Genomic DNA, 21,140 nt, shown 5'->3' with positions numbered 1-21,140 from the left:
GGTGCAGGCCGACCGGTCAGGCGCGGTGTCTACCCAATCGCCGACCGCCGCGGACACCGTGGAAGCGGGCGCCGCGTGGGGTCTCCACCGGCTCGTCGGATTCGGCCGATTCGAACAGCGCGGCAATGCCGTGGTCGTGGCCGAGGGCGATGGCTTCCAACCCGAATCGCCCACCGGTGCGGCCGAGTTCGTGCAGCATCGTGGTCATGATCCGCAGGCCGGTCGCACCGACCGGGTGACCGAGCGCGATGTCGGAGCCGTTCACATTGAGGCGGTCGAGCGGGTCAAGTTCCCAGGCGGTGGCCAGGGCCAGCACCTCCACCGCGTAGCCCTCGTTGATCTCGAGCAAGTCGACATCGTCGAGCGTGTGGCCGGTGCGGCCGAGCAGTTTGGCGACCGCCGGTGCGGCGCCGAGCGCGGGACCCGAGGTGTCACAGCCCGCGGCGGCCCAGCCCGCGAGGAAGGCCATCGGGGTCAAGCCGAGCGAGGTGAGCCGGTCCTCGGCGACGACCAGGCAGGCCGACGCACCGAGCCGATGGCTGCTCATGTTCCCCACCGTCACCACGCCGTCGGGCAGCAGGGGCCGCAGGCCGGCCAGGGTGTGCGTGGACAGGTCGTCGCGCACGCCTTCGTCGCGGCCGATCTGGTGCCCACCGTGTCCCGGGCCGACATCCACCGGAACCACCTCCGCACCGAACGCGCCCTGGCGCCAGGCGCGCGCGGCTTTGCGATGGCTGGCCACGGCGAACTCGTCGGCCGCGGTGCGATCGATCCCGTAGTAGCCGGCCAGCCGCTCGGCATTGTGCAGGCCCTCGACGCCACCGGGTAGTCCGGCCGGGGTGGTCACGCATTCCACGCCCCCGGCCACCACCACGTCGGCGGCGCCGGTCTGCACCATCATGGCGGCGGTGATCACGGCCTGCAGCCCACTGCCGCCGTGCCGGTCGGTGAGAAAGCCGGGCACCGCGAACGGCAGTCCGGCGCCCCGGGCGGCCAGCGCGCCGACGGCAGGCACGTTCGCCAGACCGCCGTCGACGCAGGCCATGGCGACGTCCTCGATGCGCAGCGGGTCGATGCCGGAGCGTTCGATCACCGCCGAAAGGACCGTCGTCGCCAGCCACTCGGCGGGCATTCCCGACAGCGCCCCGCCCTCCACCCCGCTCGGGGTGCGGACCGGCGCCACGATCGCGGCTCTTCTCATGGCCATAGGGCACCACACGTTTGTTGCACGGGCATGACGCGCCTTCACAGGCGCACCGCTGTGATGGAGATCACCGCCATGCGAGGCAGGTGAGTGCGTGCGACCCGACTCGAGCGGCCGGAACACAGGCGTATGGTGCTCCACATCACAGTCCACAGCGGTGGGGAATGATTGCCGCCGCACACCTGCAGAGCAGCGAGGCATCGACCGTGAGTGCCGCACCGACCACCACCCCCGCCGCGGGGACCGGCGTCTTCAGCCGAACAAGGGCCCGTATCGCCGCGCGCACGTTGCGCACCGACCGCTGGTGGCTGCCGCCGCTGCTCACCACCCTCGGCCTGACCGCCTTCGTCGCCTACGCGACGGTCAGATCGTTTGTGCGCACGGCCTATTGGGTGCCGGAGTACCACTACCTGACGCCGTTCTACTCCCCCTGCCTCAGCGATTCGTGCGTGCCGGGTTCGAGCCATTTCGGTACGCCGTTTCCCGAGCTGCCGATGTGGATTCCGCTCGGGTTCGTGGTGCTGCCGTTCCTGCTCGGGTTCCGGCTCACCTGCTACTACTACCGCAAGGCCTACTACCGGTCGATGTGGATGTCGCCGCCGGCGTGTGCGGTGGCCGAACCGCACGCACGCTACAGCGGCGAGACACGTCTGCCGCTCATCATCCAGAACGCGCACCGCTACTTCTTCTATGTGGCGCTGGTCGTTTCACTGATCAACACCTATGACGCGCTGTCGGCGTTCCACGGCAGCGGCGGCGGTTTCGGCTTCGGCTTGGGCAATGTGGTGTTGCTGGTGAACGTCATCCTGCTGTGGGCGTACACGCTGTCGTGCCATTCGTGCAGGCACATCGCGGGCGGCAGGCTCAAGCATTTCTCGGCTCACCCGGTGCGGTACTGGTTCTGGACCCAGGTGTCCAAACTCAACACCCGCCACATGGCGCTGGCCTGGACCACGCTCGGCACCCTCGTCCTCACCGACTTCTACGTGATGTTGGTGGCGAGCCAGACCATTTCGGATCTGCGGTTCGTGAACTGAACCGCGACAACGCGAGGAGCTTCATTTCGATGCCAGAGGTGGAACGGCACGACTACGACGTCGTGGTGATCGGGGCGGGCGGCGCGGGTCTGCGAGCCGTGATCGAGGCACGCGAGCAAGGCTTTTCGGTGGCGGTGGTGTGTAAGTCGCTGTTCGGCAAGGCACATACCGTGATGGCCGAGGGCGGGTGCGCGGCCTCGATGGGCAATGCCAACGAGAAGGACAACTGGCAGACCCACTTCAAGGACACGATGCGCGGCGGCAAGTTCCTCAACAACTGGCGGATGGCCGAACTGCACGCCCGCGAGGCAGCCGACCGGGTGTGGGAGCTGGAAACCTATGGGGCGCTGTTCGACCGAACGCCCGACGGACGCATCTCCCAGCGCAACTTCGGCGGCCACACCTACCCGCGTCTGGCGCATGTGGGTGACCGGACGGGGCTGGAACTGATCCGGACCATGCAGCAGAAGATCGTGTCGCTGCAGCAGGAGGACTACGCGGCGACCGGCGATTACGAGGCGCGGATCAAGGTCTTCGCCGAGTGCACGGTCACCGAGCTGCTCACCGAGGACGGAAAGATCGCCGGCGCGTTCGGCTACTACCGTGAGTCGGGGCGATTCGTCCTGTTCCGGGCGCCGGCGGTGGTGCTCGCGACCGGCGGTATCGGCAAGTCCTACAAGGTCACCTCGAACTCCTGGGAGTACACCGGCGACGGGCACGCCCTCGCGCTGCGCGCGGGCGCCACGCTGATCAATATGGAGTTCCTGCAATTCCATCCGACCGGCATGGTGTGGCCGCCGAGTGTGAAGGGAATCCTCGTCACCGAGGGTGTGCGCGGCGACGGTGGTGTGCTGAAGAACTCCGAGGGCAAGCGGTTCATGTTCGACTACATCCCGCCGGTGTTCAAGGGCCAGTACGCCGAGACCGAGGACGAGGCCGATCAGTGGTTGCGCGACAACGACTCCGCGCGCCGCACCCCCGACCTGCTCCCCCGCGACGAAGTGGCACGCGCGATCAACGAGGAGGTGAAGGCGGGTCGCGGCACCGAACACGGTGGGGTGTACCTGGATATCGCGTCCCGGATGCCCGCCGAGGAGATCGTGCGGCGGTTGCCGTCGATGCATCACCAGTTCAAGGAACTGGCCGATGTGGACATCACCGCCGAACCGATGGAGGTGGGGCCCACCTGCCACTACGTGATGGGTGGCATCGAGGTCGATCCCGACACCGGTGCGGCCGTGGTACCCGGATTGTTCGCTGCCGGTGAGTGTTCCGGCGGCATGCACGGTTCCAATCGGCTGGGCGGGAATTCCCTGTCGGATCTGCTGGTGTTCGGCAGAAGGGCCGGTCTCGGCGCCGCGGCCTACGTCGGCGGGCTGACCGAGCGCCCCGCACCCACCGACGCCGATATCGAGTCGGCGTCGAAAATCGCTCTCGCACCGTTCGATCCGCCGACAGACGGCGCAGGCGAAAACCCCTATACCCTGCACGCCGAGCTGCAGGAGACGATGAACGACCTCGTCGGCATCATCCGCAAGGAACACGAGGTGCGCGAGGCCATCGACAAACTGGCCGCCCTGCGCGCCCGGTACGCGCGGGTCACCGTCGTCGGCGACCGGCACTTCAATCCCGGCTGGCACCTGGCGCTCGACCTGGCCAACATGCTGCTGGTGAGCGAATGCGTTGCCCAGGCGGCGCTGTTGCGTACCGAGAGCCGAGGTGGACACACCCGCGACGACCACCCGGGCATGGATCCGACCTGGCGCAATTCGCTGCTGGTCTGCGCGCTGGATCCGGCGCGCTCGGGCGGACTGGTGCCCGGCGTCGCCGTCACCCGCAAGGAACAGACTCCCATGCGCGAGGACCTGCTGGCCCTGTTCGAATTCTCCGAGCTCGAAAAGTACTACACCGAGCAAGAATTGGCGGCCCACCCGGCGGCCGAAGGAAAGGCGTGACCATGGGATACGACGCTCGTTTCCGGGTCTGGCGCGGTGACATCGACGGCGGCGACCTGCAGGACTACACCGTCGCGGTGAACGAGGGCGAGGTGGTGCTCGACATCATCCACCGCCTGCAGGCCACCCAGACGCCCGATCTGGCGGTGCGCTGGAATTGCAAGGCGGGCAAGTGCGGTTCGTGTTCGGCGGAGGTGAACGGGCGGCCACGGCTGCTGTGCATGACCCGCATGTCGACGTTCGCTCCCGACGAGGTCATCACGGTCACCCCGATGCGCACCTTCCCGGTGGTCAAAGATCTCGTCACCGATGTGTCGTTCAACTACGAGAAGGCCAGGGAGATACCGTCTTTCGCGCCGCCGGACCTCGCGCCGGGCGAGTACCGGATGAAGCAGGTCGACGTGGAACGCTCGCAGGAGTTCCGCAAGTGCATCGAGTGTTTCCTGTGCCAGAACACCTGTCACGTGGTGCGCGACCACGAGGAGAACAAGCAGGAATTCGCCGGGCCGCGCTACCTGATGCGCATCGCGGAACTGGAGATGCATCCGCTCGACACCGCCGACCGGCGTGAACTCGCCCAGGAGGACGCGGGTCTCGGCTATTGCAATATCACCAAATGCTGCACCGAGGTGTGCCCGGAACACATCAAGATCACCGACAATGCGTTGATTCCGCTCAAGGAACGGGTGGTCGACCGTAAATACGATCCGATTGTCTGGCTCGGCAATAAATTGTTCCGGCGGTGAGGCCGTGGCTGTCCGCTACAAGACAGCCACGGTCCCTACCGCTACCGATCCGACCAGCAATCCGATGAACAGCGCCGCGAGCAACGATCCGGTGAGTGTGTAGATTCCGATCGCCGATACCGCGAAAAGCAGGATCACGATCAGGCGTTCCACCCCGTCCTCAGGCGCCAGCCTCCGGTACCGGGGTGCAGTTTTCTTCAACCCTCGGTCCATGAAGAAAGATTACCCACCGGGGGCATTCGGCAAACGTTACGGGCGGTCGAACTCACCGTCGTGCACGCCCGCCGTGAACGCCGCCCATTCGCTCGGGGTGAAGATGAGCACCGGGCCGTGGGGGTTCTTGCCGTCACGCAGGGCTACGTTGCCCTCGTCGAGCATCGCCACCTCGACGCTCGCGTCGTCACCGTCGCCGGCGCGCTGCCAGGTGGCCCCGGTGAGATCAATATCGCGTTTGGTGTTCACGCCAGTACCCCGGTGTCGATGCTGCGGGTGAAGGCGTCCCAGCTCGGTCCGTCGAAGACCAGCGCGGGCCCGGCCGGATTCTTGCTGTCACGCACGCCGACGTGACCGCCGAACAGAAAGGCAACTTCCACGCAATCTTTGTTCGCGCTGCTGCGGGTGCTCTTGAACCAGTGTGCGTCGACGAGATCGAAACTCATGCCACATACTCCTTCGCGACCCGCCGGAGCAGGTCTCTACTCGGTTGACAATCCAGCGCATGGCGCCGGAGGCACTCGTGAGCCCGGTCGTACCGTGTGACATCCGTGCGTCGTTCCAGGTAGAGGTCGCCGGTAAAGCCTTCGGCGTACACCACCGGTGGTTCGACCGGTTTACCGCTGCCATCGGTGCCGAACTCGAGAACCGTGAAAGGTCCGGTGGAGACTCCGAGTGGAACACCGGCGGCAAACGGCAGAATACGCAGTGCGACATTGCCCCGGGTACCGAAATCGGCAAGATGGCGCAACTGCGCAGCCATCACCTTGGCATTACCGACGACGCGATGCAAGACCGACTCGTGCACAACGACATCGAGTTCGGCCGGTTCGTGTTCGCGCCCGATCAGGGTCTGGCGTTGCATGCGCAGTGATACGCGCCGTTCGAGTTCGGCGGGTGAATCTTTCGGGCAGGCAAGCTGATTCAGTGTGCGCACATAGTCCGCGGTCTGCAGCAGTCCGGGGACGAGCTCGGATTGATAGGTGCGCAGGCTGCGGGCGGAGGCCTCCAATCCGATGTAGATGTCGAAATTCTCGGGAATGAGGTCGCCGTATGCGTGCCACCAGCTCTTGACGGCGGCCTGCTGAGCCAGGCCGGCCAGCCCGTCGGTCACCTCGCGCGGGACGCCGTAGATGCGGCAGAGTTCGTTGATATCGATGGTGCGGATGCGGTCGGCGTGGCCCTTTTCCAGGCGTTGCAGGGTGCTCGCGCCCCATTCCATGCGTTTGGCCGCCTCGGCGATGGTCAGGCCCGCCTTGGTCCGCCATTCACGCAGATGGCGGCCGAGTTGACGGCGCGGCAGCGTAGACGCCGCCGGAGTTCGGTTAGATGCAGTGGCCACAGCCGTGCTCCTTCGATTCGCGCTGTGGGGAATCCTGCACTCTCCCTTGGGTTCCGTGCAGTGAATTGGGACCGATCGATCAGCGGTCGCGGTGATCGGTGATCGGGGTGCGTGGGCCGAATTTCGGTTTGTGGGCCTGGCCGCTGAGCATGAGCAGACGCACGGCCCGATACCGGTGTGGGCGAAGAGGTTCCAGGTAGGCGACCATGGCGTCGTCGTCGATGGGGCGCCCGAGCAGGCTCCAGCCGACCGTGGCGGCCAGGTGGTAGTCGCCGACGGAGAGGGCGTCGGCGTCACCGAACGCGCGCTGTGCGGTCTCGGCGACGGTCCACACGCCGATGCCCGGGATGCTGCGCAGCCGGGTCGCCGCTTCCCGCGGGTCGAGGCGGGCGGTGCGTTCGATGGCGTCGGCCACGCGGGCGGCGCGCACGATCGTCTGCGCGCGCTGTGGGCCCACATTGGCGCGATGGAATTTCCACGACGGGATCCGCCGCCAGGTGTCGGCGTCCGGCGCGATCATCAGGTCACCCGGCCCGGGGGCCTTGGTGCCGAACTCGCGCACCAGCGTGCGGTACGCCGCGAACGAGGACTTGGTGTGCACCTTCTGTTCGAGAATCGCCGGGATCAGCGATTCGAGCACCAGGCCGGTGCGCAGCATCCGCAGGCCGGGGACGCGGCGGTGCGCCTCGACCAGCTTGGGATGCTCGGGGGCGAAATCCTCGACGTTCTCCTCGAGGCACAGCATGCGGTCCAGGCCGCTGAGGAACTCCTCGGCACCGGGGCCCCAAGCGCGCGCGTGCACGCCGTCACGACCGTCCTGGGTGAGCCGGTAGGTGACCGGGCCGCTCGGTAGGCGCGAGGCATGCCAGTGCGAGCCGTCCGGGTCGGTGCGATGGCAGGGATCGCCCATTCCCCGGCGCAGGGGCGCCACCGTGAGCCCCACGTCGAAGGGCCTGCTCGACCGGACCGTCCGCGACAGCCCGGCCAGGTCCGGGTTCAGGGTCTGGTCACGCACCGACCCATTGTGCGCCCTTCTCCCCCGGCGACGCCATTTCGTAATACCGACCGCATTCGCGACGATGAAACCCTCGTCGGCAAACAGTCGGCATCCCCTCGTCACAGGAGGCAACGGATGATCACGGACGCGCTCAACTGGCTGCTCGCCGCATGGGGCAATATCTTCGCAGGCAGCTCCGGGTATCAGATCCCGCCGGGCACCCTGCCCTTCGGCAGCTGAGCCTGCTCACCGTTCCAGCAGGTACCTGGCCAGATGCAGGCCGGGTCTGCGGGCCAGCTGGGCGGCCTGGGTGCGGCAGGAGAAGCCGTCGGCCAGGAAGATCGCGTCCGGTGCCAGCGTTTCCAGCGCCGGAAGCAGAGCATTGTTCGCGACCGCTACGGAGAGATCGTAGTGGCCGTGCTGCATGCCGAAGTTTCCGGCGAGCCCGCAGCAACCGGCCAGTTCCCGGACCGTCACGCCCATCGCCGCGAGGATGGTCCGTTCGGCGGTGAAGCCACCGACGGCATGCTGGTGACAGTGCGGCTGGACGACGACCGTGTCGGCCCGGGCGGGCGGGCGCCAGTCGGGGTGCTCGAGGAGGAATTCGGCGAGCGTGCGGACCGACGCGGCCACCCGGGCGGCGCGTGGGTCGTCGGGGAGGAGCTCGGGGAGGTCGGCGCGCAGGGTGGCGGTGCAGGAGGGTTCCAGCCCGACCACCTTGCCGCCCTCGGCCACGTGCGCGGCGAGCGCGTCGACGGTGGCGCGCAGGCGGGCGCGGGCGCCGTCGAGCTGGCCGGTGCTGATCCAGGTGAGACCGCAGCAGACCCGGGTGGCGGGGACGACGACCCGGTAGCCGAGCCGTTCGAGGAGTTCGGTTGCGGCGAGGGCGTTTTCGGGGTCGAAGGTGTCGGTGAAGGTGTCGATCCAGAGCATGACGGTGCCGCGCTCACCCGGCTGAGTGCCGGGCTCCCGGCCGATCGCGAGCTGCGCGAAGGGGGAGAACGCGCGCGACAGTGGCTCGGTGCGCTGGTTTCCGCCCAGCGCCGACCATGTTCGGCGGAAGGACTTCGGTGCCAGCGTCGGCATCTCACGGCGAGTGTCTATGCGAGACAGTCGCATTCCGAGTCGGCGCAAGAAGGTCGCGGCGGCGAGGGTGTTGACCAGGCGTGGGGCACGTTGAGCCAGGGCGAGCCAGCGCGGGAGTTGGCCGAGCACATAGTGATCCACAGGGCGAAGGCGGCGGCGGTAGCGGCGGTAGAGCGTCTCGGACCTGTAGGTGGCCATGTCGACGCCTGCCGGGCAGTCCGAGGAACAGGCTTTGCACGACAGGCACAGGTCGAGGGATTCCTCGACTTCCTTTGCGCGCCAGTCCAGTTCCCCACGGACCACTTCCTGGAGGACCCGCGCGCGGCCACGTGTGGTGTCCTTTTCATCGCCCGTCGCCAGGTACGACGGGCACATGAAGCCACCCGATGCACCGGTGTCGGCTCGGCACTTGCCGATTCCTACACATCTGTGCACAGCTGTGGATAAATCACCCTTGTCGTTGTGGAGGGCGAAGCCATGGGCGCGGACCGGGCTCAGACCGGCTACGCGCAGGTCGGTATCGACGGGGCGCGGGGCGACCAGCACGCCCGGGTTCAGGATGTCGTCCGGGTCGAACAGGGATTTGAAGCCGGCGAAGGCCGTGCGTACGGCCGGTGAGTACATGACCTCGAGCAGTTCGGATCTGGCGCGTCCGTCACCGTGTTCGCCGGACAGTGAACCACCGTGGCGCACAACCAGATGCGCCGCGTCGAAGAGGAAGGAGCGGAAGCGCTGTGGGGCGTCGGCGATGGGCAAGTCGAGGCGGACATGGATGCAGCCGTCACCGAGATGGCCGTAGAGGAGCCCGGATACGTCGTATTCTTCGGTGAGCGAGGCGAATTCGCGCAGGTAGGTCCCGAGATTTACCGGCGGGACTGCGGCATCCTCCCAACCAGGCCAGGCAGGCTTGCCGTCGGGGGAGCGGCCGGCGAGTCCCGCACCGTCGGCCCGGATACGCCAGAGTGCTTTCGTCTCAGCGGCATCCGTGACGATGCGGTGGTCGTCGGCGTGAGCTTCCCTGACGAGTTGCCGGGCTACCGCCAGGGCTTCGGCGGGTGTGGCGCCGGCGGTTTCGACGAACAGCCAGCCGCGGCCGCGTGGGAGGTCGGGGACCGTGCCACGGTGGGTGCGCACGACGTCGACCAGACCGGCATCGATTCCCTCCACCGCGATCGGTGCGCACTGCATGACGGCCGCGATATCGTCTGCGGCCGAGGCGATATCGGAGTAGCCGAGCACGGTGAGGACTGTCGCGCCCGGCAGGGGGGCCAGCTCGACTTCGGCCTCGAGCAGCAAGCCGCACGTTCCTTCCGAGCCGACGAAGGCCTTCGCTATCGACGAACCTCGTTCCGGCAAGAGGTGTTCCAGGCTGTATCCCGACGCCTGCCTGTCGAACCGGCCGAGTTCTGTCCGCAGCACCGCGAGGTTGTCGCGGGTGAATTCGGCCAGGCCCGGTATCGCGGAAAGTCCTGGCGGAAAGGGTGTTCGGTGGCCGGTGTCGAGCAATCGGCCGTCGGCGCTCGACCGCGCAGAGATGGAAGAGTCGGTGCCGAAGCGACGCTCGGTGGCCGTCCCGTCGAGAATGCGCAGTTCACGGACCGTGTCGGAGGTTCGGCCCCAGGCCAGGGCGTGGGGGCCGCAGGCATTGTTGCCGATCATGCCGCCGAGGGTGCAGCGGTCCTGGGTGGAGGGATCGGGACCGAAACGCAGGCCGTGCGGGCGCAGGTGGGCTTGGAGGTCGGAGAGTACGAGACCCGGTTGGACCCGTGCGGTTGCGGACTCCACGTCGACCGCACGCACGGCATTCATATGGCGACTGAAGTCGACGACGATCCCGGGGCCGATCGCGTTTCCGGCGACGGAGGTGCCCGCCCCGCGCGGGGTCACGGACAGGCCGTTCTCGCGCGCGAATTCGAGCGTCGCCGCCACATCGTCGTCGCCGCGCGGGAACACGACCATGGTGGGCCGGACGCGATAGTTGGAGGCGTCGGAGGAGTACTCCGCCAGCCTGCGCGAGGACACATCGACGACACAGCCGACCCGCGCTCGCAAAGCATCGGCCGCCCGCTCCGCATCCACGCGATTCGTCACTCGTCCAGCCTATTCCCGGTAGTTGCCTCGGCCCGGGCGCCCACCCGGACGCACGCCGGGCCATTCCACTACTCGGGTCGACCACCTCCGGCCGTGCCGCCGCAGCTGACCGGGGAGGCCAGCCTCAGCAAGGACCGGCCGGTCAGCCTGCAGAAGGGGCAGCGGATCACCCCCGCACAGGCCCCTGCACTCGGCACCATGCAGTTACTGCCACCTCCCGGTCCAGGTGTATGGTGCCGAATTTCGGCTTGCTCTCAACCTAACTTGAGGTTCTACTGTCGGTGGGCAGGAGTTGACTGGGCGGGGAGCCGAGGGAGAGCACACATGAGTATCGAGTCCGTGGCCTACAGCCAGATGTATCGGCGGATGAACGCGCCGGAGGAGGAGCGGCCGTTCAGCATGGCCACCGCGCGCCGGATCCTGCTGTTCGCGCAGGCACATCGGCGCCGGATTTCGGCGTTCCTGCTGCTCAGCGTCGTCGCCGCCGTGCTCGGCGTCGCGACGCCCGTGCTGGCGGGCAAGGTGGTCAACGACATCGTGAATGGGTCGGCGCCGCGCACGGTGGTGATTCTGGCGCTCGCCATCGCGGGGTTGGCGATCGTCGACGCGGGGCTCGGGCTGGTGATCCGGTGGTTGTCGGCGCGGATCGGCGAGGGGCTGATCCTCGATCTGCGGACCGCCGTGTTCGACCACGTGCAGAAGATGCCGGTGGCCTTCTTCACCCGGACCAGGACCGGTGCGCTGGTGAGCCGGCTGAACTCCGATGTGATCGGGGCGCAGCGCGCGTTCAGCGACACCCTGTCCGGCGTGATCACCAATCTGGTGACGCTGCTGCTCACCCTCGCGGTGATGCTCAGCATCTCCTGGCAGATCACGCTGCTGGCGCTCGTGCTGCTCCCGGTGTTCGTCATCCCCGCCCGGCGCGCGGGTAATCGGCTCGCGGAGATGCAACGCGAGGCCGCCCAGCTCAACGCGGCCATGAGCACCCAGATGACCGAGCGGTTCTCCGCGCCCGGCGCCACCCTGGTGAAGCTGTTCGGCAGGCCGCAGCAGGAGTCGGCGGAATTCGCGGTCCGGGCCACCCGGGTGCGCGATATCGGGGTGCGTACGGCGATGCTGCAGACCACGTTCGTCACCTCGCTCACGCTGGTATCGGCGCTGGCGCTGGCCCTGGTCTACGGCCTCGGCGGTTGGTACGCGCTGGCGGGCAGCCTCGACGCCGGGTCGGTCGTCGCGCTGTCGCTGCTGCTGACCAGGCTCTACACCCCGCTCACCGCGCTGGCGAGTGCCCGGCTCGAGATCATGTCGGCGCTGGTGAGCTTCGAGCGGGTGTTCGAGGTGCTGGACCTGAAGCCGCTGATCGAGGACGCGCCCGGGGCCGTCGCGGTGCCCGACGGCCCGGTCTCGGTGGAACTGGACGGCGTGCACTTCGGGTACCCGTCGGCCGACAAGGTGTCGCTCGCCTCGCTCGAGGACGTCGCGACGCTCGACACACGCGGCGGGGTGGAGGTGCTCCACGATGTGTCGCTGCGCGCCGAACCCGGCCAGCTGATCGCGCTCGTCGGCTCCTCCGGTGCGGGCAAATCGACCATCGCCCAACTGGTTTCGCGCCTCTACGATGTCGATTCCGGCGCGGTCCGGCTCAACGGCACCGACGTGCGTGAGCTCACCACCGAATCGATCCAGCGCGCCGTCGGCCTGGTCACCCAGGACGGCCACCTGTTCCACGACACCATCCGCGCCAACCTCCTACTCGCCCGCCCCGAAGCCACCGAAGACGAACTCTGGGACGCGCTGCACCGCGCCCGCCTCGGCGACCTGGTCGACTCGCTCACCGACGGCCTCGACACCGTCGTCGGCGAACGCGGCTACCGCCTCTCCGGCGGCGAACGCCAACGCCTCACCATCGCCCGCCTACTGCTCAAGCAGCCCCGCGTGGTGATCCTCGACGAGGCAACCGCCTCCCTGGACTCCACCTCCGAAGCCGCCGTCCAGGAAGCCCTCACCGAGGCCCTCACCGGCCGCACCGCCCTGGTGATCGCCCACCGCCTCTCGACCATCCGCGCCGCCGACCAGATCCTCGTCCTGGAAGACGGCCGCATCATCGAACGCGGCACCCACGCCGACCTCCTCAACGCCGACGGCCGCTACGCCGAGCTGTACCGCACCCAGTTCGCCGACGACCCGATGACCCCCGCCATCGCCTGACCCAGGCACCACCCGGCCGGAAACCACCCGAGTCCACCACCGACCGGACTCCGCGCCCACCCGGCACCAACCGAACCCACTACCCGCCAATGCGGCGTTGCCCTTCGTGCAGGCGCTCATCTCGGCCAGCGGCGGCACGCCGTCGCCCGGCAAGTAGCCCTCAGCTCTGTCACGGGGGCCGGCCCCCGGTCGCTCTTCGAGAAGTCAGCAGGCTCGTCCCACCGATGAACACACCCGCATTCCGCACCCTCCTCGCCGCGGCCTGTGCCGCCGCCCTGGCCACCGCTCCCGTGCCCGCCGACGGCCGACTGCGCGCCCACGTGGCACCACCCCAAATCCGCCACCTACCGCACAACCTGGCCGCCTACCGCACCCCCAGCCCACGTGGCACCACACCAGCTGGCCACCTGCCGCACCCCGCAGCCGATGCGGCACTGCTCAAGTCCCGCCACTCACCGCACACCCAGTCCACCTGGCACCACACCAGCTAGCCACCTGCCGCACCCCGCAGCCGACGTGGCACCGCGCAAGCTGGCCACCTGCCGCACCCCCCAGCCCACGTGGCACCACGCAAGCTGGCCGCCTACCCCAAGCCCACGTGGCACCGCTCGAGTCCGCGACCTACCGCACTCCCAGCCGCACGGCACCACTTAAGTCCGCCATGACCGCACTCCCAGCCCCGCACGACCCGACCTCGAGGAGGGTCCGCCGCGAAGCGGCGTAGCGGCCCGGCCGCGCGAACAGCGCTCGAAGCGCATGCGCCGCAGGCGCGAGTCTCGAGCGCTGTTCGCGCGGCCCCTCAGGGGCCGCGCTCGAGCGCGCCAGCGCTCCAACAAACACAGCCCAATACCTTTGTGGTGCACAAAACACCGAGGCAGTGCCGCGTCCTAAAAAGGCCCCCGACCTCAGAACTCGCCCGCGACCCCGATCACCGTGCGACCGGAGTGCGTACCCTCCTTGATCGACTGCAGGACATTGCCCACTTCGACGATCGGAGCGAACGACTCCAGCGATGAAAGATGCTGCGGTCGAAGCTCTTTACCAAGAGCCGTCCACAGCGCACGACGCTTCTCGATAGGCAGGAACACCGAGTCGATACCCAGCAGACTCACCCCGCGCAGAATGAACGGCAGCACCGTCGCGGGCAGGTCGGACCCGCCGGTGAGCCCACTGGCCGCGACCGCACCGCCGTAGCCGATGGAGCTGAGGACGAACGCCAGCGAGGAGCCGCCGACGCTGTCGACCGCGGCAGCCCAGTTCGCCTTGTTCAGCGGACGCGGCTTGGCCTCAGGATCGAGGGGCAGCCGACCGATCACCTCGTTGGCGCCGAGTTCGGCGAGCAGGTCGCCCGCGTCGGTCTTGCCGGTCGAGGCGATCACCTCGAAGCCCAGGCCGGACAGGATGTCGATGGCGACGGTGCCGACACCACCGGTGGCGCCGGTGACGAGCACCGCGCCGTCGTCGGGGGTGAGGCCGTGGTCGAGCAGGGCCTGCACGCTCATCGCGGCGGTGAAGCCCGCGGTGCCGATGGTCGCGGCGTCGCGGGTGTCGAGGCCGTCGATTTTCACCACCCATTCGGCGGGCACCCTGGTGTATTCGGCGAAGCCGCCGTTGCGGGAGACACCCAGGTCGTAGCCGTGCGCGATCACCTGGTCACCGACGGCGAAGTCCTCGGACTCCGAGGCGGTCACCTCGCCGGTGAGGTCGATGCCGGGGACGATCGGGTAGTTGCGGACGACCCCACCGCGCGGCGTGATCGCCAGCAGGTCTTTGTAGTTGGCACTCGAGTAGTGGATCTTGATCGTCACATCGCCGGTGCCGAGGAAATCGTCCCCTACCTCCTCCCGACCGAGCACGATCCCACCATCCGACTCACGGGCCACCATCGCGGAGAAGTTCATGAGCCGAGCATACGAGTCATCCACCCGTCCAGCGACGAATCAAATCCTGGACATTCGATCACCACTCTCCGGTGGCGCGAGCCTCCCGGCCGATGCCGCCACCAGAGCGTGGTGATCACTCGTCCAGGGGCAGGAGTTCGAGGCGGACGCCGAGGAGGCGGACGGGGCGATCGAGGTCGAAGCGGTCGATGACGGCCAGGGCCGTGTCGACGATGGTGGCGATGTCGGTGGTCGGCTGGGGGAGTTTGCGCTGCTTGCTGCGGGTGTAGAACGTTTTGGTTCGCACGGTGACCGAGACGCGGGTGCTCACGCGGTGATGGGCGAACATCTCCTCGGCGACCTCGGTGGCGATGCGGGCGACCTCGCGGCGGATCTCCTCGGCGTCGGTGAGGTCGCGTGGAAAGGTCTCGGACTTGCTGCGGCCCACCGGTATTCGCGGAGCGGTGGTCAGTTCGGTGTCGCCCTTGCCGTGGCCGAGAACCCACAGGTACGGGCCGGTGTTGGGGCCGAATTCGGCGGCGAGGCGCTGTCGGTCGGCGGCCATCAGATCGGCGACGGTGGCGATATCGAGTTCGGCCAGACGTTTGGCGATGCGTGCCCCGACACCCCAGAGCGCATCGGTGGGGCGGTGGCCCATGAGTTCGGTCCAGTTCGCGGCGGTGAGCTGGAAAATCCCCCCTGCGGCACCTGCGTCGTGTTCGGGTTCGGCAGACGTTTTGCCGGTGGACTTGGCGAAGCCGGTGGCCAATTTGGCGGTGAGTTTGTTGTCCCCGATGCCGACGGAGCAGGTGAGACCGAGTTCGGTGACAGCACTCCGGATCTCGGCGGCGAGCTGCCAGGGATCACCGTCGGTGGCGACGAAGGCCTCGTCCATGCCCCACACCTCCACCGCACCGGCCACCCGGGCGAGCGTGGCCATGATCTCCTCGGAGGCGGCCTCGTAGGTCGCCATGTCCAACGGCAGGAACACACCGTCGGGACACTTGCGCTGCGCGGCTTTCAGCGGCATCCCCGCGCGCACGCCGAAGGCCCTGGCCGGATAGGAAGCGCAGGTCACGACCTTGCGGGGTTGGGCTGGGTCGCCCTCACCGCCCACGATGACGGGCTGTCCGCGCAGCTCGGGGCGACGCCGGAATTCCACCGCCGCCTGGAACTGGTCGAGATCGACATGCAGGAGCCACTGGGGCACTGTTCCGTTCTATCGCATCACCGCCGCGACGGCGCCCACCTCTTGCGCACGGCGCAAAACAGAACTAAATTCTGGTTATGAAGATCCGAGATCGGTTGCTGCTCGCCGCGGAGCGGCAGTTCGCCGAACACGGTGTCCTCGATGCCACGCTCAACGACATCCGCGCCGCCGCCGAAGCCAGCGTCGGCGCGCTCTACCACCACTTCCCCGACAAAGCCGACCTGTACCGGCAGGTCTGGGTCAACGCGCTCACGGACTATCAACAGCACTTCTACGACGCCGTCGCCGACTGTGCCGACGCCGAGACCGGCGTCGTCGCGGGCGTGCACGCGCATCTGCGCTGGGTGCAGGAAAACCAGTACCGCGCAACTGTTCTCACCGCCGCACGACCGCCGGGTGTGCGCGAGAGCGAGCGCAATCTGGAGTTCTTCGCCTCGGTCCGCCGCTGGTGGCGGACCCATGTCGCGTACGGCACGGTGCGCGACCTCGAACTCGACCTCGTCTACGCCCTGTGGCTCGGGGCGGCACAGGAATACAGCCGCCAATGGCTTGGTGGCAATATCCGTACCGCGCCAACCGATGTCGCTCCCGAACTCGCCGCAGCCGCTTGGGCGACCCTGCGGGTCGAGGGCGCCGAATAGTCACCGAGCACCGCCACTCGAAGAACGGAACACCCGATGCCGACCGAAGCCACCTCCCTCGACCTCGACCTGGCCCGGCAGGTACTCGCCGCGCAACCCTTCGCTCGTCTCGTCGGTACCGAACTGACCGAATTCGGCGACGGCGCAGCCACATTGGTGATCGAGATCCAGCCCGAGCACGGCCAGCAGTTCGGCTTCGTGCACGGCGGGGTGCTCGCCTACGCAGCCGACAACGCACTCACCTTCGCCGCCGGAACCGTACTCGGCCCCAACGTCCTCACCGGCGGCTTCACCATCACCTACCTGCGCCCGGCCAAGGGGGAGCGGCTGCGCGTGCACGCCACGGTGCTCGGCGCCACCCGCCGCCAGGCCGTCACCCACTGCGACGTCTACGCCGAGACCGAGGGCGAGGAACCGATCCACTGCGCCGTTGCCCAGGGCACGACCCGCCGCGTCGAGAAGGACCTGACCCCCACGGCCGAAACGGACGAGGACACCGAATTCGAGGACGACGAGGACGAATACGAGACCGACCAGCTCACCGTCGTCACCGCGGACATGGCCGAACTACCGCCGACCGTCAGCCGGTAGCCCGGCGCACGAAAAAAGGGGCCGCGCACGAATGCACGGCCCCTTTTCGATCAGGCGCTGACGGCGAACGTACCGTCGGCGGCCGGTTCGGCGATGGGCTCGATGGCGTAGGCCAGGATGTCGGCCACGTCGGCGACGGGGCGCACGTCCAGGGCCTCGAGCACCTCGGCGGGCACCTCGTCCAGGTCCGGTTCGTTGCGGGCCGGGATGAAGACCGTCTTCAGGCCGGCTCGCTGCGCGGCGAGCAGCTTCTGCTTCACCCCGCCGATCGGCAGGACCCGGCCGTTGAGGGTGACCTCCCCGGTCATCCCCACATCGGCGCGCACCTGACGGTCCAGCGCCAGCGACACCAGGGCGGTGACCATGGTGACACCCGCCGACGGACCGTCCTTGGGGACCGCGCCCGCCGGGAAGTGGATGTGGATATTGCGGTCGAGCACCTTCGGCTCGATCCCGATCTCCTCCAGGTGCGAACGCACGTAGGTGAGCGCGATCTGCGCCGACTCCTTCATCACGTCACCCAGCTGACCGGTGAGGGTGAGCGACCGCTCGCCCTCGGCGGCGTTGGCCTCGATGTAGAGGACATCGCCACCGGCACCGGTCACCGCGAGGCCCGTCGCCACACCGGGGACGGCGGTGCGTTCCACCGAGTCCGGGGTGAAGCGGGGGCGGCCGAGGTAGTCGGTCAAGTTGTCCACATCGATCACCAGGCTCTGCACCTGGCCCGCCGGCTGCGGACCGGTACTGATGTCGATGACATTGTCGTAGCCGAGTTCGGGGTCGTACCCGAGAGTCGCCTCGCCGTCCGTCGCAGCGCTGACCTGCGCCTTGTCCGTGGACGCTCCACTACTCGGCTCCGCATCACCGGTCACCAGACGGGTTGCCGCCTTGCGCAAGGCTTTCGCGACCAAACGCTCCATCTGGCGAACCCCGGCCTCCCGGGTGTAGTTCGCCGCGACCTCCCGCAACGCCTCTTCGGTGATCGAGACCTCTTCCGCCGTCAGCGCATTGCGCTCCAGCTGCCTCGGGACGAGGAAGTCGCGCGCGATCGCCACCTTGTCGGCCTCGGTGTAGCCGTCGACCGTGATGAGTTCCATGCGGTCGAGCAGCGGGCCGGGGATGGTGTCCATGACGTTGGCGGTCGCGATGAACAGCACGTTGGACAGGTCGAGGTCCAGATCCAGGTAGTGATCGCGGAAGGTGTGGTTCTGCGCGGGGTCGAGCACCTCGAGCAGCGCCGCCGCCGGATCACCGCGGAAGTCGGAACCGACCTTGTCGATCTCGTCCAGCAGGACAACGGGATTCATCGACCCCGCCTCCTTCACCGCGCGGACGATGCGGCCCGGCATGGCACCGACGTAGGTACGGCGGTGGCCACGGATCTCGGCCTCGTCGCGCACGCCGCCGAGGGCGACGCGAACGAACTTGCGGCCCAAGGCCTTCGCGACCGACTCGCCGAGCGAGGTCTTACCGACACCGGGCGGGCCGACGAGCACCATCACCGCACCCGAGCCGCGGCCGCCGACGACCTCGAGCCCACGCGACGCGCGACGCGAGCGCACCGCGAGGTACTCGACCATGCGGTCCTTCACCTCGTCGAGCCCGTGGTGATCGGCGTCGAGGATGGCGCGGGCACCCGAAACATCGGTGTTGTCTTCGGTTTTCACCGTCCACGGCAGGTCGAGGACGGTGTCGAGCCAGGTGCGGATCCAGCCCGACTCGGGGCTCTGGTCGCTGGCGCGTTCGAGCCTGCCGACCTCGCGCAACGCCTCGGCGCGCACGTTCTCGGGCAAGTCGGCGTTCTCCACGCGGGTGCGGTAGTCGTCGGCGCCGTCGGGCTCGTCCTCGCCGAGTTCCTTGCGAATGGCGTTGAGCTGCTGGCGAAGCAGGAATTCGCGCTGGCTCTTCTCCATGCCGTCGCGCACTTCTTCGCTGATCTTCTCGGTGACCTCGACCTCGGCGATATGCGCCTTGATCCACTCGATCTGCTTGGTCAGCCGCTGCGCGACATCGGGGGTCTCCAGCAGTTCGCGCTTCTGCTCGTTGGACAGGTACGGCGCGTAACCGGCGGTGTCGGAAATGGTTTCGGGGTTGTCGAGCTGGTTGACGATATCGATGATCTGCCAGGCCTCGCGGCGCTGCAGAACGGCGATCACCAGCTTGCGGTACTCGGCGGCGAGCTCGGTGGTCCGTTCGTCGGGCGCTGGCGCCTCGACGGGTTCGGCCTCGACCCACAGCGCAGCACCCGGCCCGGTGACCCCGTGTCCGATCCGCGCCCGGCGCTCGGCCTTGAGCACGGCCGCGGGCGCGCCACCGCGCATCCGGCCGATCTGTTCGATGGTGGCGACCACGCCGTAGGAGGCGTAGCCCTCGTCCAGGCGCGGCGCCACGAGCACGGCGCCGGTCTTGCCTGCCTGCGCGGCGTCGATGGCGGCCTGCGCGGACTCGTCCAGTTCGATGGGCACGACCATGCCCGGCAGCACGATCGGATCGGTCAGGAACAGCACCGGCAGGTTCTGAGCTGTAGTCATATCGACCCTTCCAAAAGTTGAGCTTTGCTGACTCAACTACAGAAGATCGCACTTTGTTCCGACCCCGGCAACCGTTCACTCACGGCGAACGAAACGCCGAACGCCCCCGGCTCCCGAGGGGTAGGTGGGAGCCGAGGGCGTTCGTGCGTTGATGGTGTTTCGAGGGTTCTAGAGGTTGCGCCGGAGCCTTTCGGTCGGAGGATCAATCGTGCGGCCACGGCTGCTCAGCACACCGAGGACGATGCCCGCGATCACGAAGATCGCGCCGAGGATGCCGAGGATCACCGGCAGGGTCTTGCCGAAGAGGTCGAGCTTGTCGAGGCTCTCCTGGGTGACGGCGAGCTGGGCGTCGATGGTCTCCTCGTCGAAGACCAGGTGCGACTTCAGCACGGTGACGTCGACCTTGTCCGCGCTGCGGCCGTAGAACATGTGGATGCTCTCGCCGCCCTTGAGAACGGCGCCGGTCCTCGGCTCCACCCACACGTCGCGGGTGTTGGTGTAGTAGCGGGTCATGGTGACCGGCTCGGTGCCCTCGAGGCCCCACTTGGCGGCGGGCAGGGCGAGCTGATACGAGGGGTGCTTGACGACGTCCCACATGTTCGTCACCGGGATGGTCTGCCGGAAGTGGTAAACCGGCACGCCCTTGATCTCCGACTCCTCGACGAAGTCGATGTCATAGGTGGCGCGGGCGTTGAGGTCGAAGTACGGGTACGACTTCTTCTCGGTGCCGATCGGGAAGCGGTACTGCAGGCCACGACGCTGCAACTCGGTGGGGATCTCGGCGCCCGACTTGGGATCCTGAGCCACGGCGATCGAGCCGTTGGGCGAGGCGTCGATCGGCTCGCCGGAGACACGGTCGATGGTTACGCGGTCGACCGAGGCGGTGAGCAGGCCGTTTTGGGGATCGAGGTCGTCGCGACGCAGCGTCTGACCGGCCTGGACGGTCATCTGGTCGGCGTCCGAGGGCTCCTCCACCGTCAGGAAGCGCTGCGAGAAGAGCGGCACATTGGTGTGCACCGTCGCCGCACCCTCGGGCGAGGTGAGCGACTTCGCGTCGAGCACGAGGCTTTCCTCGCCGGGAACGCTCTTGGCGATGGTGGTGATCCGCAGGTCCAGTGGCGTCTTGGCCACCTTGCCGACGGTGTAGGTGGGAATCATGGCGGCGCACGCGAGCAGCAGCGCACCGAGACCGACGAGGATGCAGGCGATGATCCTGCGCACGTTGCTCATCGGCTGCCGTACGTGACGTTGCCGAGCAGCGACGAACCCGGGTCACCGGTCGTCTCCGGCTCGGGAATCGAATTCTGTTGCGCGCCAGCGGTGATGCCCAACACGGCAATCACCCCGAGGATCGCGCCGGCCAGCCCGCTGATCAGGCCGGGGACGGCAAACTTCATAGATCGAACTC

General features: G+C 67.9%; 18 protein-coding genes and 1 pseudogene. 7 read left to right on the top strand and 12 right to left on the bottom strand.

What is annotated here, in order from left to right; genetic code table 11:
- Positions 1 to 16: 16 nt before the first annotated feature.
- A complete protein-coding gene (locus HYG95_RS15165) occupies positions 17 to 1,201 on the bottom strand; it encodes an acetyl-CoA acetyltransferase (protein ID WP_181698582.1) in 1,185 nt (394 codons plus the stop codon).
- A 167-nt stretch (positions 1,202 to 1,368) separates the two neighbouring features.
- Here HYG95_RS15165 and HYG95_RS15160 point away from each other — a divergent pair, with 167 nt between their 5' ends.
- Genes HYG95_RS15160 through HYG95_RS15150 form a run of 3 tightly spaced genes read left to right on the top strand, consistent with a single transcriptional unit; the run spans position 1,369 to position 4,942 of the window.
- Complete coding sequence (locus HYG95_RS15160) at positions 1,369 to 2,241, top strand: hypothetical protein (protein WP_255495376.1); 873 nt, start codon at positions 1,369 to 1,371, stop codon at positions 2,239 to 2,241.
- A 29-nt stretch (positions 2,242 to 2,270) separates the two neighbouring features.
- A complete protein-coding gene (locus HYG95_RS15155) occupies positions 2,271 to 4,196 on the top strand; it encodes a fumarate reductase/succinate dehydrogenase flavoprotein subunit (protein ID WP_181698581.1) in 1,926 nt (641 codons plus the stop codon).
- A gap of 2 nt (positions 4,197 to 4,198) precedes the next feature.
- Complete coding sequence (locus tag HYG95_RS15150) at positions 4,199 to 4,942, top strand: succinate dehydrogenase/fumarate reductase iron-sulfur subunit (RefSeq protein WP_181698580.1); 744 nt, start codon at positions 4,199 to 4,201, stop codon at positions 4,940 to 4,942.
- A 15-nt stretch (positions 4,943 to 4,957) separates the two neighbouring features.
- On the opposite strand, the gene HYG95_RS15145 is transcribed toward HYG95_RS15150, so the two are convergent.
- The 6 genes from HYG95_RS15145 to HYG95_RS15120 all read right to left on the bottom strand — a co-directional run bounded on the left by HYG95_RS15145 (position 4,958) and on the right by HYG95_RS15120 (position 10,671).
- Positions 4,958 to 5,095 (bottom strand): hypothetical protein, encoded by a 138-nt coding sequence (locus HYG95_RS15145; protein WP_243749793.1) that lies wholly within the window; start codon positions 5,093 to 5,095, stop codon positions 4,958 to 4,960.
- A gap of 96 nt (positions 5,096 to 5,191) precedes the next feature.
- Positions 5,192 to 5,404 (bottom strand): DUF397 domain-containing protein, encoded by a 213-nt coding sequence (locus tag HYG95_RS15140; RefSeq protein WP_181698579.1) that lies wholly within the window; start codon positions 5,402 to 5,404, stop codon positions 5,192 to 5,194.
- A complete protein-coding gene (locus HYG95_RS15135) occupies positions 5,401 to 5,601 on the bottom strand; it encodes a DUF397 domain-containing protein (protein ID WP_067497279.1) in 201 nt (66 codons plus the stop codon). The genes HYG95_RS15140 and HYG95_RS15135 overlap by 4 nt, the downstream gene beginning before the upstream one ends.
- A complete protein-coding gene (locus HYG95_RS15130) occupies positions 5,598 to 6,497 on the bottom strand; it encodes a helix-turn-helix transcriptional regulator (protein ID WP_181698578.1) in 900 nt (299 codons plus the stop codon). The genes HYG95_RS15135 and HYG95_RS15130 overlap by 4 nt, the downstream gene beginning before the upstream one ends.
- A 79-nt stretch (positions 6,498 to 6,576) precedes the next feature.
- Positions 6,577 to 7,512 (bottom strand): DNA-3-methyladenine glycosylase 2 family protein, encoded by a 936-nt coding sequence (locus HYG95_RS15125; protein WP_181698577.1) that lies wholly within the window; start codon positions 7,510 to 7,512, stop codon positions 6,577 to 6,579.
- A 228-nt stretch (positions 7,513 to 7,740) separates the two neighbouring features.
- Entirely contained in the window at positions 7,741 to 10,671 is a 2,931-nt protein-coding gene (locus HYG95_RS15120) for an FAD-binding and (Fe-S)-binding domain-containing protein (RefSeq protein ID WP_370465804.1), read from the bottom strand.
- Positions 10,672 to 10,995: 324 nt separating this feature from the next.
- Here HYG95_RS15120 and HYG95_RS15115 point away from each other — a divergent pair, with 324 nt between their 5' ends.
- Positions 10,996 to 12,879, top strand: coding sequence for an ABC transporter ATP-binding protein (locus HYG95_RS15115; protein WP_181698576.1), 1,884 nt, complete (start codon positions 10,996 to 10,998; stop codon positions 12,877 to 12,879).
- Positions 12,880 to 13,103: 224 nt separating this feature from the next.
- A complete protein-coding gene (locus HYG95_RS15110) occupies positions 13,104 to 13,370 on the top strand; it encodes a hypothetical protein (RefSeq protein ID WP_181698575.1) in 267 nt (88 codons plus the stop codon).
- 414 nt (positions 13,371 to 13,784) lie between these two features.
- On the opposite strand, the gene HYG95_RS15105 is transcribed toward HYG95_RS15110, so the two are convergent.
- On the bottom strand, positions 13,785 to 14,780 hold the full coding sequence (locus HYG95_RS15105; protein WP_181698574.1) for an acryloyl-CoA reductase: 996 nt from the start codon (positions 14,778 to 14,780) through the stop codon (positions 13,785 to 13,787).
- A 115-nt stretch (positions 14,781 to 14,895) separates the two neighbouring features.
- Positions 14,896 to 15,969, bottom strand: coding sequence for a DNA polymerase IV (locus tag HYG95_RS15100; protein WP_181698573.1), 1,074 nt, complete (start codon positions 15,967 to 15,969; stop codon positions 14,896 to 14,898).
- Between the two features lie 77 nt (positions 15,970 to 16,046).
- Between HYG95_RS15100 and HYG95_RS15095 the strand changes: the two genes are divergently transcribed.
- Both HYG95_RS15095 and HYG95_RS15090 read left to right on the top strand, forming a co-directional pair.
- Complete coding sequence (locus HYG95_RS15095) at positions 16,047 to 16,610, top strand: TetR/AcrR family transcriptional regulator (RefSeq protein WP_181698572.1); 564 nt, start codon at positions 16,047 to 16,049, stop codon at positions 16,608 to 16,610.
- 36 nt (positions 16,611 to 16,646) lie between these two features.
- Positions 16,647 to 17,075, top strand: a pseudogene (locus tag HYG95_RS15090) (PaaI family thioesterase); the annotation flags it as partial.
- A gap of 176 nt (positions 17,076 to 17,251) precedes the next feature.
- Here the strand turns inward: HYG95_RS15090 and lon are convergent.
- The 3 genes from lon to HYG95_RS15075 all read right to left on the bottom strand — a co-directional run bounded on the left by lon (position 17,252) and on the right by HYG95_RS15075 (position 21,129).
- Positions 17,252 to 19,732, bottom strand: coding sequence for an endopeptidase La (gene lon, locus HYG95_RS15085; protein WP_181698571.1), 2,481 nt, complete (start codon positions 19,730 to 19,732; stop codon positions 17,252 to 17,254).
- Between the two features lie 168 nt (positions 19,733 to 19,900).
- Entirely contained in the window at positions 19,901 to 20,962 is a 1,062-nt protein-coding gene (locus tag HYG95_RS15080; RefSeq protein ID WP_181698570.1) for a DUF3068 domain-containing protein, read from the bottom strand.
- Entirely contained in the window at positions 20,959 to 21,129 is a 171-nt protein-coding gene (locus HYG95_RS15075) for a DUF2613 domain-containing protein (protein ID WP_084457534.1), read from the bottom strand. The genes HYG95_RS15080 and HYG95_RS15075 overlap by 4 nt, the downstream gene beginning before the upstream one ends.
- Between the last annotated feature and the right edge of the window lie 11 nt (positions 21,130 to 21,140).

Origin of the sequence: Nocardia sp. GTS18, assembly GCF_013839555.1 — a bacterium.
Classification (GTDB): domain Bacteria; phylum Actinomycetota; class Actinomycetes; order Mycobacteriales; family Mycobacteriaceae; genus Nocardia; species Nocardia rosealba.
Note: the sequence above shows the minus strand (reverse complement) of the source record. Positions and strands in the feature narration are given on the sequence as shown.

Bases quoted from the DNA above. Each gene is read 5' to 3' on its own strand.
- lon (WP_181698571.1), bottom strand. From the start codon at position 19,732: ATGACTACAGCTCAGAACCTGCCGGTGCTGTTCCTGACCGATCCGATC.
- HYG95_RS15165 (WP_181698582.1), bottom strand. From the start codon at position 1,201: ATGAGAAGAGCCGCGATCGTGGCGCCGGTCCGCACCCCGAGCGGGGTG.
- HYG95_RS15110 (WP_181698575.1), top strand. From the start codon at position 13,104: ATGAACACACCCGCATTCCGCACCCTCCTCGCCGCGGCCTGTGCCGCC.
- HYG95_RS15105 (WP_181698574.1), bottom strand. From the start codon at position 14,780: ATGAACTTCTCCGCGATGGTGGCCCGTGAGTCGGATGGTGGGATCGTG.
- HYG95_RS15080 (WP_181698570.1), bottom strand. From the start codon at position 20,962: ATGAGCAACGTGCGCAGGATCATCGCCTGCATCCTCGTCGGTCTCGGT.
- HYG95_RS15135 (WP_067497279.1), bottom strand. From the start codon at position 5,601: ATGAGTTTCGATCTCGTCGACGCACACTGGTTCAAGAGCACCCGCAGC.
- HYG95_RS15115 (WP_181698576.1), top strand. From the start codon at position 10,996: ATGAGTATCGAGTCCGTGGCCTACAGCCAGATGTATCGGCGGATGAAC.
- HYG95_RS15155 (WP_181698581.1), top strand. From the start codon at position 2,271: ATGCCAGAGGTGGAACGGCACGACTACGACGTCGTGGTGATCGGGGCG.
- HYG95_RS15075 (WP_084457534.1), bottom strand. From the start codon at position 21,129: ATGAAGTTTGCCGTCCCCGGCCTGATCAGCGGGCTGGCCGGCGCGATC.
- HYG95_RS15160 (WP_255495376.1), top strand. From the start codon at position 1,369: ATGATTGCCGCCGCACACCTGCAGAGCAGCGAGGCATCGACCGTGAGT.
- HYG95_RS15150 (WP_181698580.1), top strand. From the start codon at position 4,199: ATGGGATACGACGCTCGTTTCCGGGTCTGGCGCGGTGACATCGACGGC.
- HYG95_RS15095 (WP_181698572.1), top strand. From the start codon at position 16,047: ATGAAGATCCGAGATCGGTTGCTGCTCGCCGCGGAGCGGCAGTTCGCC.